The following is a 13736-nucleotide window of genomic DNA, read 5'->3' as shown; positions in this document are numbered from 1 at the left end:
GCCCCCCGTCACGGCCACGGTCACGGTCACGGTCACGGAGCCGGCCACGGAGCCGGCTCTCCTGTGTGGCCATGGTGTGGCCCGATTTCCGTGGGAGGAGGGCTTCGGCCTGACCGTGTCATCCACCGGCGACCGCGTCCGGCTGGACCATCCCGGCGGCATCGCCTGGCCCCGGACCCGTGAGCAGTACTTCGGGCTTACTCGGCGGGGCGGTCGTAGGTGAGGAAGGCGGCGCCGCTGGCGAGCACGGTGTGGTCGGTCAGTTCCCAGGTGCGCGGGTCGAAGGCGGCCGTGCGGGAGAAGAGGGGGATGCCGGTGCCGATGGTCAGCGGGCCGACCTTCAGGATGAGCCGGTCGATCTCGCCGTACAGGGCGCCGGCGAGTTCACCACCGCCGACGAGCCAGATGTCCTTGCCGTCCTGACGCTTGAGCTCCCGGACCTTCTCTGCGGGGTCGGTGGCGACGAGCTCGACGGCCGGGGCGGGGCTCTCGGTGAGGGTCCGGGAGAAGACCAGGTGCCGCAGGTGCGGGTATGCGTCGGCGATCCCGGCCTTCAACCCGATCTCGTAGCTGCGACGTCCTTCCAGGACGGTGTCGAAGCAGGTGCCCTCGGCGGTGACCGACAGCGCCGTCCGCGCCGGTCCGGGGAGGGTCTCGGGGTAGTTGGCCACGAGGTGCTCGATGTAGTCGGCGGGGATGGGCCAGAAGCCGTCCGGGCCGGTGGGGTCGGCGCCGTCCGGTCCGGCGATGAAGCCGTCGAGGGTGGTGGCGATGTAGTAGACGAGCTTTCGCATGGAGACGCCCTTCCGAGCACTGCAGTCGTAGTACTGTGATTGAAGTGATCTGAACTTTAGTACTGCACTTGCAGTGGTGTCAATCGTCCTCCGTGGAGGCTCCATGCGGCAGAACCCGACTCGGCGCAACGCGCTCCTCGACGCCGCCATCGACGTCCTGGCCCGGGAGGGCTCGCGCGGTCTGACGCTGCGCGCGATCGACAAGCAGGCGGGCGTGCCCACCGGCACGGCCTCCAACTACTTCGCCAACCGGGACGAGCTGCTCGCCCAGGTGATGCGCCGCACCCGCGAGCGCCTCACCCCCGATCCCGAGGCGCTCGCCGAGACCATGAAGCAGGCGCCGTCGCACGAACTGGTCACCGAGCTGATGCGGCAGTTGCTGGCCCGGATGCGCGGCGACCGCGCCGGCAACCTCGCCATGCTCGAACTGCGCCTGGAGGCCACCCGCCGCGCCGACCTGAACGCCGAGCTCAGCGGATTCCTCACCGAGGAGCACCGCGAGATCGTCGACTACCACGTGAACGCGGGCCTGCCAGGCGACCGCACCGGCGTCGCCCTGCTCTACTTCGCCATGGCCGGACTGCTCGTGGACGACCTCACCGCCCCCGCCCTCCTGGAGCCCTACTCGACCGACGACCTCATCGAGCAGATGGTGAACCGCCTCCTCCCTTGACCTCGCCGACGAACGTCTCGCTCCGTGTCCCCAGTGCACGACGTGACGGGCAAGGCCGGAGCCACTTCACCGGCGCCCCCGGCTTTCTGCGGCGCCGTGTCGGTGTGGGCGGGCATAGTGCCGCATATGTTCAGCGGACTTCACGACATCGACTGGTCGTCGATGGAGCATGCGTACGGCTCGGCCGAGGAGGTCCCGGGCCTCCTGCTGGCGCTGCGCTCCCCGGACGCAGAGGAGCGGGAGAAGGCTCTCAGTAGGTTCTACGGCGCGGTCCATCACCAGGGCGATGTGTACCCGTGCACGACGGCGAGCCTTCCGTTCCTGTTCGAGCTGGCCGATGACGTCACGACGCCCGGCCGGGCCGACGTGGTCGGGTTGCTGGTCAGCATCGGATCGCAAGCCCTCGATCACTGTGACGGACCGTACGGCGGCTCTGAAGCTCAGCTTGCCGCGGTCGCGGCCATGCGCGGCCGTATTGAGACGCTCATCGGGTTCAGCCGCGATCCCAATGTCCGCGTGCGCCGAGCTGCGATCCCCGCGCTCGGGTTGTTCATGGACGACGTCGACCGGGCTTCTGCGGTGCTGCGTGGTCGGCTGCCGGCCGAGCCGGGCGTTGTCGAGCAACTGCTGATCGTTGAAGCGATGGGGGCCCTGGCCCTGCGTCTGCCGGAGCGCGCCCAGGTTCAGGCGATGACGTGGTTCACCGAGCTCGCCGCCGACTCGGCGGCAACACCTCAGACCAGGCTCGCGGCCGTGGTCCAGCGGGCTCGGTGCGCGCCCGAGCAGATCGGCGATGACACCATCGCGACCGCGGTCGGCCTGCTGCGCGAGCTGGACGCTGCCGCGGTACCGGCCGAAGCATGGTGCGACCCGCCTCGCCCAGCGGGCCCCGCGGCCTCTGGAGACGGAGCGCCGCCGCAGATCGCGGCCGCGTTCGAGGATCTCGAACGTCACCGTCAGGTCTTTTCGCCAACCACGGATCTGCTGCGCAGCTTCCACTGGACCTTGGCAGCAAGGGTTTCGCAGCGTACGACGCTTCTCGCCGAGCAACTGCGCAGCCGCGATCCCGGCTCCCGCCTGGACGCCATCCGGATGAGCGCCGACCTCATGAAGTCCTGGCGCGGGGACCACGCACGGCTCGTCAGCCTCGTCGCAGAACACCTCAGCGCGTCCCACGCCCAAGTTGCCGCTGAGGCGGCGGCCACGTTGAACGCCTGCCATGCGATCGCCGAACCGGCCCGCGAGGCACTGGCAGCGCACGTCGCCGCGCAGTACGCCACGTACGGGCCAGATGTCTGGTGCACCCCGCAGCCGCACCTGCGCAGGAGTCATCAAGAGGCCGTCCAGGCGCTTGCCCGTCTCGGTGATCCGCGAGCGCTGCCGAGCGTCCTCACGGCCCTGGACACCGGCGACGACGCCTGGCGGGCCGTGCAGGTCGCTGGAGCACTGCCGCAGGCCGCCGACCAGCTGGTACCCCGCCTGGGCGGCCACCTGAGAAGTCTCGACCTCACCCAGGCGCTGTGGGAGATGAGCGCGCGTTCCGACCTGGCGGCCCTGGCCGCCCTCGCCGACGACAGCGCCATCGATGTGATCACCGAGACCCTCGCTGAGGCGGTGGCTCATGAGCTGTGGTCGGTCACGTGCTCGGCCTTGGAGGCGTTGAGGGCTTTCGGCCCGTCGGCGGCCCCCGCTCTGCGAACGGCCCGGCTCCTGATCACGGCCTCCGACGCACATGTGCGTCCCGCCGCCATTGCCGCGCTATGGGCCATAACCGGCGACCCGGACGAAGTCATGCGGCCGCTGCTCGGCCTGCTCGACGACTCCATCCCGTTCCGGATCAGCGCGGCGGCCGACGTACTCGCCGAGATCGGCCCTCGCGCGGAGGAGGCACTGCCTCGTCTGCGGGGTCTGTTGAGCCACGGCTACGAGTGGGTCCGGGTTCCGTGCGCGACCGCCCTCTGGGACATCGGCGGCGACGCCGAGGCCGCCGCCGTGCTGGACACGCTTCTCCAAGCCTGGGCACAGAACCCTTCGACCGCCGACCATGCCGTTGCATGTCTGGACCGCATGGGCCCGGCCGCACGACCCGCCCTGCCCCAACTCCGCTCTGAACTGCACCACGCTCAGCGCCGCGGCAGATACAACAGCATCGGCAACGACGAGAAGCTGCAAGAGATCAGCCGCACCCTCATCGGACGGCTGACCGCGAACTAACGCCTCAGCCGGCCGCGAAGCCGTTTCTCTCCATGACCGTCATGTGCGTCAGTGCCCGCGAGAGAGGCACATGCCATGATCGTGTCGTCCTCAGTCTCTGGCTGGTTGCCGGGTGACGGTCCGGAGGGGTGACATGGAGAGAGTCGAAATCCGTCCGCGGCCGTGGCTTCTGGGGATGGTGCTGGCCGGCGCCCTCGGGTTCAGTGCCTTCGGCCTGGCGGCGGTCGTTTATGGCGATTCGGGCGCGATCGCGTTCGGCCTGGTGACGGTGATCTTTTTCGGCGGCGGGACGACGTCCGCCATGCTGATCATGGCCCGGCGACGATTCGTGTCACTCACGTTGACTCCTCTGGGGATCGAGGTGAACGGGGGGCTGATCCCCTGGGAGGACGTCCAGGCGGTCGGGGTGATGAAGGCGTCCACCGAACTCCTTGGCATAAGACTCGCCAGGTACGACCGCTACGTGGCTTCGATGATGCCGGCCGATCGAATCGTGGCCGAAGAGCGCATGCGCTGGTTCTTACGGCCGATCGCCGCCATCGACGGTCTGTTCCCCGGTGCGGGCCTGGGAAATATTGCCCGGACGGCCTCGTCGCTCGAACGAGGGCTCCGGTTGGGCCGGAACAGATTCGGATGGGAGTTCGTGTTCAGTCCCGTAATGATCGATCGCCCCCTGGTCAGTTTCGTTGCGTTCGTTGAGGATTACCGTCGCTCGTCGCCACCGGCTAGGGACTCGTGAACCGTCACGCCCCGTCCCGTGGGGGCCGGTTCCTGGCCCTCCTGATGGGACCAAGGGCGCGGTACTGTCGGGCGCGTGTATTTCGTGTCCCGGTGGCGAGAGGAATCGCCATTCAGTAAGCGAGTGGTCACGGTGTCCGACGCCACTGTGCTCGGTTGGTTTCGCCGCGGCTGGAACAGCGACGACCCGGGAGCATGGATCGAGAGCGAGCTGGGCGGCGATGTCTACGGCCTCGACTCGATCTTCGATGAGGCCCGGGAACGGAACCTGCCACCGCCGCAGAGCGTGGACGAGTTGCGCGAGTTGCTGCACGAGCATCTGTGGGTTGAGGGGGATGCCGATTTCATCCGGCTCGGCGAGCTTGCCCTGAGAGTGCGCACCGATGACGACGAGGTGGACCTCGCCTACTACTTCATCGCTGATGAGGCCGCAGCCGCTTCACCTGATCGGCTCGCGTTCCTGCTGCACGACACCTGGCCTCTCCCTACAGACTCCGACACGTCCGGTGCGGTCTTCAGCGCCGACGTGCCGGTTCGTACCGTCCGGCTTGCCCCACCGGGGGCCGAGTCGGTCTTCTCAGTCCGCCTGTGCTGGGAATCGCCCGATGCCCATCGAAACCTGGATCTGGCCGGCGCCCTGGCCTTCCCCGGTCTGAGCCTGCCGGATCTCGCCGTCCGATTGCGGGATATTGACGGCCCCGGCACTCACGGATGGCCCCACGACGCGCAGCTGCTGCGGGCGCTGGTCGGTCCCGGGGAGGACGGCATCGGCCCGGCGATGGAGCGTTACGCCCGGCTTCGCGGATACGCACCGTCGCCCCCCAGCATCGGCCAGGCGCTCGCGCATGAGGCGATTCACCGCGAGATGCTCGACATGCTCGGCTCGGCGCGGCCCGCCGAGTCCCTGGTTCGGCTGGACGCGCACATTGCGCAGGTCGCCCGGTACATTGACGGCTTCTTCGGGTTCGATCAGTGGTTCATCTTCGATACCCGGTGGGCGGCGGCCCACCAGGATCTGGCTCACTCACTGCTGCGCTACGCCGCCCACTGGGACCCTTACGCGGTTTAAGCCACCGGCAAAAGCTCACCGGTCAGACCGATCGCCGCCGCGTCACAATCAGATCGTCCGCAACAATGGGCGTCCAGCGGGCACAGGTGGCGAGGGCCCTCCCCAAAGACATGTCCCGGGACATGATGAGAGAGGCATTGGAGAAATGGACCTGAGCAACGCCACCTGGCGCAAGGCAAGCCGCAGTGGCGAAAACGGCGGCAACTGCGTAGAGCTGGCGGACGTGGCCGGTGCGTCGGTGGTGGCGGTGCGGGACAGCAAGAACCCGGACGGGCCCGTCCTCCTGCTGACCCGCGCGGCCCTGCGCACGGCCGTCCAGTCCGCCGCCGACATCCACTGACCACCGGGGCGGCACCACCCGAGCGGACATGCCCGCTGAAAAGCCCAGCCGCGCGTCCGACACCGACCTGATGCCTCTCGAAAACCTCGCCGACGCAAGGCAAGCCGACCCCACAGCAACGGCGGCGAGGGTTACGTCCACGGCCACAGTCGTTTCTGGCCGGCGTCCTACTTCGCGGCCTCATGCGGCGAGTTCCCCCGCCGGGACGCAGTACCGCTGGTTCGTCTCCTCGGACGGCCTGTGGACGGCCGCAGCATGCCCACGGCGTCTAGGGGGGTGGGGGTGCTGATGGTGGGCCCGGGGCGGTGGGGGCGGCGGTCGGGGACGTGGCCTTGTCGATGTCGCGGCCCCTTGGCCGTCTGCGTGAGCGGGGCCGCGTGAAAGTGATTCGGGAAGCGAGCGAAGTACGAAGTGACGACCATCCACCCGGAGGTGCCCATGCCGGATCCAACCGAAAGGGCGGCAGTGTGACCGCCCCGCCCGACACGGCTCCGACGGACGCGGAACTGCTCGCCGCGTCCGTCCGCGACGGCGATCGCTTCGCCGCCGTCTACGACCGGCACTACGCCGACGTCCACCGCTACATCGCCGGACGCCTCGGCCCGCAGGCGGCCGACGACGTCGTGGCCGAGACCTTTCTCGCCGCGTTCCGCAGCCGGGCCGCCTTCGACCCGTCCCGCGGGTCCGTCCGGCCCTGGCTGTTCGGCATCGCGACCAACCTCGTCGCCCGGCACCGCCGCACCGAGACCCGCCGCTACCAGGCGCTCGCGCAGGTCGGTGCGGACCGCGACCCCGGCGGCCACGACGACCGGGTCGCGGCCTCGGTGTCCGCGGCGCGGCTCCAGCCGGCGCTGGCCCGCGCGCTCGCCGCGCTGTCCCGCAAGGACCGCGACGTCGTGCTGCTCAAGGCTCTCGCCCAGCTCACCCACGAGGAGATCGCCGACGTCCTCGGCATCCCGTACGGCACCGTCGGCTCCCGCCTGAACCGGGCGCGCAAGAAGTTGCGCGCCGTACTGCCCGCCCACTCGGAAGGACTGTGACCATGGACGAGTTCCAGATGATCGCCACGATGCTGGACGAACCGCCCACGCCGGAGACCGAGAGCACCGTCCGCCACCGCGTCCTCAACGGGATGCGCGAGCCGGGGCGGCCCGCGCGCCGCGCCTGGCGCCGGCCCGTCCTGTGGAGCGGCTTCGGCCTGGCCGCCACCGCCGCCGCCGTCACGGGGGCGGTCGTCCTGTCGTCCGGGACGGCCCCGCGTGCGCCCGATCCCGGCCATGAGCCGGCCGCCGTGCAGCCGATGTCGGCGAAGACCGTGCTTCTCACCGCCGCCGAGCACGCCGAGGCAGCACCGGCCCGCGGCAAGTACTGGCATGTCCTGAGGATCCAGTCGAACGCCTTCTACGACGAGCAGGGGGACTACTGGGTGCTCGGTCGCCAGCTGATCGGGCAGTGGACCCGCCCGGACGGCCGGTCCTGGACGGGATTCCGGGGACTCGACCCCGTGCCCATGTCCCCCAAGGACGCGGCCCCCTTCCGGCGGGCCGGCTCGCCCGACCCGAACCCGATCTCCCCCATGCTCGACAAGGACACCGGGAGGAAGACCTTCTCGGTCTGCGACAGGGGCATGACGTTCAGGCAGGTCCAGGCGCTGCCGACCGACCCCGGCGAGCTGAGGAGCGCGCTGAAGCGGGCGATCCCGCGCGACCACCCCACCGCGGGGAGGACCCCGGACGAGGTCGTGAAGAACTGCGCGACCGACCTGCTCAGCTTCGTCCCCGCACCCCCGAAGGTTCGCGCCGCCACCTACCGGATGCTCGCCGCCATGCCCGGGGTCACGACCATGGGCGCGGTCACTGACGAGCGCGGACGCAAGGGGGTCGGGCTGCACGTGCGGGTCCTGCGCGAAGTGGCCGACACCCTGGTCATCGATCCGGAGTCCTCCTTCGTGCTGAGCACGTCGCGCACCTCTCCCAATGTCCCCGGCAAGGTCGACAAGGCGCTGTACCTCCAGGCCGGCTGGACCGACAGCGCCCCGAGGATCCCCACCCTTCCCTGACCGTCCACGCGTGTGGCCTAGGAGGACGGGCGTAGGAGCTGGTGAACCGGGTCTGGACGGCCGCGTGATCGCGGCCGTCCAGACAGGACGCGAACTGATCGATCCTCCGGCCCCGTTCAACGGGCGTGCGCAGGCCAGCGGGAGCCGGGTTGGTCAGGCCACCTTGGTGATGCGGCAGTCGATGCCCTTCGGCCCCACGGGGGCCTGCGCCGCTGTCGTGCCGCTGAACGTCGTGGTGTCGCGGACGTCGAACGTCGTCTCGCCGATGCTCTGCCTGCTCGCGGCATCGAGCACCTCGACGGTCACCTTGTAACGGGAGGCGTCACCCGTGATGGTGCCGTTGATGGTGACGGTCCCGACACCGTCGACCGTGTTCACCTGGCATTCGACTTGGGCGTTGTAGGACTTCGGGCCGACCTGGGCTGTTCCCTCCCCGGACAGGCCCGGGAGCAGGAAGGCGAGCACAGCGACCAGGCCGGCGACGCCCATGATGGCCACGGCGATGATGAGCGCCTTCTTGTTCGTGTCCCGCCCGCCCCGACCGTAGGGGTCTGGGGCGAGGGTCCATTCGTGCGTGGGCATCCGACCTCGCTCATTTCGTCCCGGAGGATCATATCCGCCCTGACCGGGAAGAACGGACAGCAGTTCAGGTGCCGGATGGGGAGGGGACACGGCCTGGCGGCCTTCAGCGGTTCACTCTCGCCGGGGCTTCTTTGTCGGTGTCCATCCCTAGGCTCACTCCATGCCGGACGCCTTCACCCTCATGTGGACTCACGACACGTGCCGCGCCCTTCGCAAGCATGGTCGCGAGGGCGAGCAGCCGCCGGTCGCGTTCAGCGGCGGTCACCAGTCGCTGCCGGCGTGGACGGGTGCCCAGCCCGGTGACGACGTGTACGCGCTCCACGTCAACCGCTACGTCGTCCACGTGGTCAGCCGCATGCGCATCATGGATCTCAGTCGCGGTGAGTGCTGCGGACCCACCCCAACACACTGGCAGGACTCGTCCTGCCCGGGTCATGAGGAGTGGGCCATGCTCGGCGCCTACGGCTGCGGAGCCGCGCCGATCCATGTCGACGCCACGCCCATCCGGTTCGACCTTCCGGTGCCCGGCGATCTTCTCTCCCGCCTCACCTGGCGGAACGCGCGAGGCAAGACGCGCACGCTCAAGTACGTCACCGAGGACGGACGTCTCGAACGCTCGGTCAGCTTGCAGGGCTTCTACCGGCTGACCCCAGAATCGGCCGCCGAACTCCACGAACTGGTTTCCGAAGCCTCGGGGTGAGGGGCCTCGACGAGCAGTGCGGATGCGGGCCGTAGTCCGTCCCGTAGCGAGGTCTCGGTTTCTTCATGCCGCCGCCCGTGCGGTCGGTGGGCGGCGGCGCAGGGGTGCGTCCGTCAGGGCCGGGGGCTGGTAGGCCTGGTCGAGGGTGCCGACGTCGGTGCCGGGCGGGACGATCTCGTCGATGCGGTCGAGGATGTCGTCGGTGAGGGTGACGTCCAGGCCGCTGAGCAGGCCGTCGAGGTGCTCCATGGTGCGTACGCCGATCAGTGCGCTGGTGACGCCGGGGTGGGCGATGGTGAACGCCATCGCCAGGTGGGTCATGGGCAGGCCCGCCTCGGCAGCCAGGGGGATGAGCTTTTCGACCGCGTCCAGCCGGGACTCGTCGTTGAGGTGGTGGAACAGGCCGGCACGCCGCAGGGTGTTGTCCTGGCCCTGGCGGACGCGGCCGGTGAGCAGCCCTTGGCCGAGCGGGCCCCAGACCAGGGTGCCCATGCCGAAGTGCTGGGTGACGGGCAGGAGTTCGCGTTCGATGCCCCGGTTGAGGATGGAGTAGGCCGGTTGCTCGGTGTGGAAGCGGGCGAGGCCGCGCCGCTCGGCGGCCCACTGGGCCTCGACGATGCCGGACGCGGGCGTGTGCGACGCGCCGATCGCGCGGACCTTGCCGCTGGCGATCAGGTCCGTGAGCGCGGACAGGGTCTCCTCGATGTCGGTGGACGGGTCGGGGTGGTGGAGTTGGTAAAGGTCGATGTGGTCGGTCCGAAGGCGCCGCAGTGAGTTCTCCACCGCGGTGACGATCCAGCGCCGGGATGCGCCCCGGCGGTTGGGGTCCTGGTCCTTCCCGGTCGGACGGCTGAACTTGGTGGCGAGGACGACGTCGTCCCGGCGCCCCTCCAGGGCCTTGCCGACGACCTCCTCGGAGTCGCCGTAGGCGTCGGCGGTGTCGACGACGTTGATGCCGGCGTCCAGCGCCTTGTGGATGATCCGGGCCGAGTCCTCGGGGGCGTTGCCCATGGCGGTGGCGAACATCAGCGTGCCGAGGGCGTAGGGGCTGACCTGGATGCCGGTCCGGCCGAGGGTGCGGTAGCGCATGTTCTCTCCCTGTGCTGGCGCTCGGGCCGGCCGGCACCGCACGGATGCCGGCCGGCCGCCACGCTAAGCGGAAAAGCTTTCCGGTAACACCGGAGACTATACGGAAAGCCTTTCCGGTTGAGCAAGCCGCGGCGTCAGCGCTGCAGGGTCAGCAGGCCCGGCCGGTAGGGCCAGAGGCCGTAGTCGCCGCCGGAGTTGGGGCTGCGCCCCTGGTAGAGCAGCTGGAGATTGCAGGGATCGACGGTGAAGGTCTGGTCGGCGCCGGCGCGGATCAGTTCGCCGTGGCTGATGTCGTTGGTCCAGGTGGCTCCGCTGTTGGCCTTGCCGGCGAAGGGGTTGCCCTCGGTCGCGGCCTGCGGCGTCCATGAACCGTTCAGGCTGGTGGACGTGAACGAGCGGAAGTAGCGGCCCTGCGAGCCGATCGCCTCGACGAGCATGAGGTAGCGGTTCTGGTCCTTGAGCTTGTAGACCTGCACGGCCTCGAACAGGTTGTTGGTCGAGTCGCTCATGACCACTGTCGAGCTCGCGCCGAAACTGCCCGGGAAGTTCCCGATCGGCATGCTGGCCCGGTAGATCTTGCCGTTGTCACCGGCGAAGAAGAGGTACATGTTCGTGCCGTCGCCGATGAGCGTCTGGTCGATGGGGCCGGTTCCCGAGCCCGAGATACTTCCGGAGAAGAGCGTCTGCTCGGACGACCAGCCGTTCGGGTTGGTGGGGTCGCTGGACGTCCGGTAGGAGAACGCCGTCCCGCCCCACTGGTAGGCGAGCACCCAGATATTCTTCGGCGCGAAGTAGAAGAGGGTGGGCGCGACGGTGCTGTTCGACATCGCGTTCTGACTGGCCGAGGCCATCTGCGACCAGTCGCCGAACAGGCCGAAGTTCATCGAACCCCAGCGCGTGCCCGTGTCGTGGGTCGTCGCGTAGACGAGATGCCGGCCGTTGTAGGGGGCGACGGTGAAGTCCTTGAGCGAGACCCATCCCGACCTGGGTTGCGCCAGCGGGCCCGTTGACGTCCAGCGGTAGGACGACGGCAGATCGCACGCCGGAGCAGGGCCGTCGTCGCCGACCTCGACGAGCTGCCATTGCTGGTTACTGCCGCCCCAGTCGTCGTACTGGACGATGTTCGCGCCGTCGGCGGTGGAGCCGCCCTGCACTTCGAGGGCCTTGTTGCTGTGGCGCGAGATGAACCTGACGTAGCCTCCCGAGCTGTCGGCCAGCCGCCACTGCTGGTTGGTGCCGTTCAGGTCGGTCCACTGGACGATCGAGCCGCCGTTGGCGGTGGAGTAGTTGTAGACGTCCAGCACCTTGCCGGAGTGGCGGGACTTGAGGCGGTAGTAGCCGCCGCCGGAGTCGACGAACTGCCACTGCTGCTGGTTCTGGTCGTTCCTGGTCCACTGGGTGATGCGGGCGCCGTCGTTGGTCGCCAGGTTGTAGACGTCCAGGGCCTTGCCGCTGTTGCGGTTGACCAGGACGTACCACTTGTTCACGTCCACTGTCGCGGCTTGCGCGGCCTGTGTGCCGGTCACGCACAGGAGCACCGACAGCAGGAGCGATGCCAGCACTGCTGCACCGGTCCTCAGCATGGACTTCTTCCCTTTCTGCATTGATGTTAGCGCTAACATTCCTGGTCGGACGAGACCTCTTCTCCATCGGCGATTGGGGGAGGTGGTGGTGCGCCGGAGTAAATAACGAGCCGCGCAACTCGTCAAGCCCCCTCATCCTTCGAAATGTTTCGCGCGTCGCCTTCCTGGCAGATCGCGCACACAGGCCGACGACTGAAAACCCGCCATGAAAGATTTTGAAACCATTGACGAAAGTTGAGCCGGCTCACACACTGAACGCGACGCCCCGGTGGTGTGTGCGTTCCCGTGATGGAACGCGGCGTCTGTCGCACGGCTGTGTCCGTGCTCCCCCTTCCTTTCATTCATGGAGGAACAGACGTGCATACGAACGCCATGTCCAGGCCCGGGATCCGCAAGCGGGCCCTCTTCGCGGGCGCCCTCGGGGTGCTCACCGCTGCCGCCGTTCTGACGGCACCGTCTCCGGCCTCCGCCGCCGAGAGCACGCTGGGCGCCGCGGCGGCGCAGAGCGGCCGCTACTTCGGCACCGCCATCGCCTCGGGCCGGCTCAACGACTCGGCGTACACCACGATCGCGAGCCGCGAGTTCAACATGGTGACCGCCGAGAACGAGATGAAGATCGACGCCACCGAACCCCAGCGCGGCCAGTTCAACTTCTCCGCCGGCGACCGCGTCTACAACTGGGCCGTCCAGAACGGCAAGCAGGTACGCGGCCACACCCTGGCCTGGCACTCCCAGCAGCCCGGCTGGATGCAGAGCCTCAGCGGCAGCAGTCTGCGGCAGGCGATGATCGACCACATCAACGGCGTCATGGCCCACTACAAGGGCAAGATCGTCCAGTGGGACGTCGTGAACGAGGCCTTCGCCGACGGCAACTCGGGAGGCCGCCGCGACTCCAACCTGCAGCGCACCGGCAACGACTGGATCGAGGTCGCGTTCCGCACCGCCCGCGCCGCCGACCCGTCCGCCAAGCTCTGCTACAACGACTACAACATCGAGAACTGGACCTGGGCCAAGACCCAGGGCGTGTACTCCATGGTCCGCGACTTCAAGCAGCGCGGCGTGCCCATCGACTGCGTCGGCTTCCAATCCCACTTCAACAGCGGCAGCCCCTACAACAGCAACTTCCGCACCACGCTGCAGAGCTTCGCCGCGCTCGGCGTCGATGTGGCCATCACGGAACTCGACATCCAGGGCGCCTCGCCCACGACCTACGCCAACGTGACCAACGACTGCCTCGCCGTCTCGCGCTGCCTCGGCATCACCGTTTGGGGCGTGCGCGACACCGACTCCTGGCGCTCGGAGCAAACGCCGCTGCTCTTCGACGGCAACGGCAGCAAGAAGGCCGCCTACTCCTCCGTCCTCAACGCGCTCAACGGCGGCACCTCCGAGCCTCCGACCGACGGTTCCGGGACGATCAAGGGTGTCGGTTCTGGCCGCTGCCTGGACGTGCCCAATGCCGGCACAACTGACGGCACCCAGCTCCAACTGTGGGACTGCCACGGCGGCACCAACCAGCAGTGGACCTACACCGACGCGGGTGAGCTCAGGGTCTACGGCAACAAGTGCCTGGACGCCGCCGGAACCGGCAACGGCACCAAAGTCCAGATCTACAGCTGCTGGGGCGGCGACAACCAGAAATGGCGCCTCAACTCCGACGGATCCATCGTCGGCGTCCAATCCGGCCTCTGCCTCGACGCCGCCGGCTCCGGCAACGGCACCCCGATCCAGCTCTACTCCTGCTGGAACGGCGACAACCAGCGCTGGACGCGCACCTGAACCGGGGTGAATCGATGAAGAGCTACGGCGCGGCTCCGCCCGCTCCTCCTCCGCCAACCCGCACTCCTCCGCCGAGGCGTCGCCTGCGGTCCCGGGTCGCCGCCGCACTGGCCACGGTG

General features: G+C 68.7%; 13 protein-coding genes. 9 read left to right on the top strand and 4 right to left on the bottom strand.

The annotated features are described in order from the left end of the window. Positions 1 to 197: 197 nt before the first annotated feature. Positions 198 to 794 carry a dihydrofolate reductase family protein gene (locus HUT06_RS01420; RefSeq protein ID WP_176194025.1) on the bottom strand — a complete coding sequence of 199 codons (597 nt, stop codon included), beginning with the start codon at positions 792 to 794 and terminating at the stop codon, positions 198 to 200. Positions 795 to 897: 103 nt separating this feature from the next. Here HUT06_RS01420 and HUT06_RS01415 point away from each other — a divergent pair, with 103 nt between their 5' ends. From HUT06_RS01415 to HUT06_RS01385, 7 genes are all read left to right on the top strand, one after another. Next, positions 898 to 1467, top strand: coding sequence for a TetR/AcrR family transcriptional regulator (locus HUT06_RS01415; protein ID WP_176194024.1), 570 nt, complete (start codon positions 898 to 900; stop codon positions 1465 to 1467). A 126-nt stretch (positions 1468 to 1593) separates the two neighbouring features. Beyond that, a complete protein-coding gene (locus HUT06_RS01410) occupies positions 1594 to 3681 on the top strand; it encodes a HEAT repeat domain-containing protein (protein WP_176194023.1) in 2088 nt (695 codons plus the stop codon). 133 nt (positions 3682 to 3814) lie between these two features. Next, positions 3815 to 4420, top strand: a complete 606-nt coding sequence (locus tag HUT06_RS01405; RefSeq protein ID WP_176194022.1) for a hypothetical protein — start codon at positions 3815 to 3817, stop codon at positions 4418 to 4420. Positions 4421 to 4495: 75 nt separating this feature from the next. Continuing rightward, the gene (locus HUT06_RS01400; RefSeq protein WP_176194021.1) at positions 4496 to 5488 is read left to right on the top strand and encodes a hypothetical protein; all 993 of its coding nucleotides are present in this window, start codon (positions 4496 to 4498) and stop codon (positions 5486 to 5488) included. Positions 5489 to 5633: 145 nt separating this feature from the next. Further along, complete coding sequence (locus tag HUT06_RS01395; protein ID WP_176194020.1) at positions 5634 to 5828, top strand: DUF397 domain-containing protein; 195 nt, start codon at positions 5634 to 5636, stop codon at positions 5826 to 5828. Between the two features lie 467 nt (positions 5829 to 6295). Continuing rightward, a complete protein-coding gene (locus tag HUT06_RS01390; RefSeq protein ID WP_254714914.1) occupies positions 6296 to 6868 on the top strand; it encodes an RNA polymerase sigma factor in 573 nt (190 codons plus the stop codon). Between the two features lie 2 nt (positions 6869 to 6870). After that, a complete protein-coding gene (locus tag HUT06_RS01385) occupies positions 6871 to 7887 on the top strand; it encodes a CU044_5270 family protein (RefSeq protein WP_176194018.1) in 1017 nt (338 codons plus the stop codon). A gap of 153 nt (positions 7888 to 8040) precedes the next feature. Here HUT06_RS01385 and HUT06_RS01380 read toward each other — a convergent pair whose 3' ends face one another. Beyond that, a complete protein-coding gene (locus HUT06_RS01380; RefSeq protein ID WP_176194017.1) occupies positions 8041 to 8469 on the bottom strand; it encodes a hypothetical protein in 429 nt (142 codons plus the stop codon). Between the two features lie 160 nt (positions 8470 to 8629). Between HUT06_RS01380 and HUT06_RS01375 the strand changes: the two genes are divergently transcribed. Then, on the top strand, positions 8630 to 9169 hold the full coding sequence (locus HUT06_RS01375; protein ID WP_176194016.1) for a hypothetical protein: 540 nt from the start codon (positions 8630 to 8632) through the stop codon (positions 9167 to 9169). Between the two features lie 63 nt (positions 9170 to 9232). On the opposite strand, the gene HUT06_RS01370 is transcribed toward HUT06_RS01375, so the two are convergent. After that, positions 9233 to 10258: an aldo/keto reductase gene (locus tag HUT06_RS01370; protein ID WP_176194015.1), complete on the bottom strand. Its 1026-nt coding sequence runs from the start codon at positions 10256 to 10258 to the stop codon at positions 9233 to 9235. 134 nt (positions 10259 to 10392) lie between these two features. Next, positions 10393 to 11841: a non-reducing end alpha-L-arabinofuranosidase family hydrolase gene (locus tag HUT06_RS01365; RefSeq protein ID WP_217711140.1), complete on the bottom strand. Its 1449-nt coding sequence runs from the start codon at positions 11839 to 11841 to the stop codon at positions 10393 to 10395. Between the two features lie 357 nt (positions 11842 to 12198). Here HUT06_RS01365 and HUT06_RS01360 point away from each other — a divergent pair, with 357 nt between their 5' ends. Beyond that, positions 12199 to 13617 carry an endo-1,4-beta-xylanase gene (locus HUT06_RS01360; RefSeq protein ID WP_176194013.1) on the top strand — a complete coding sequence of 473 codons (1419 nt, stop codon included), beginning with the start codon at positions 12199 to 12201 and terminating at the stop codon, positions 13615 to 13617. Positions 13618 to 13736 lie beyond the last annotated feature (119 nt).

This window comes from Actinomadura sp. NAK00032 (genome assembly GCF_013364275.1).
GTDB lineage: Bacteria > Actinomycetota > Actinomycetes > Streptosporangiales > Streptosporangiaceae > Spirillospora.
This window is presented reverse-complemented; position numbering and strand designations above follow the sequence as displayed.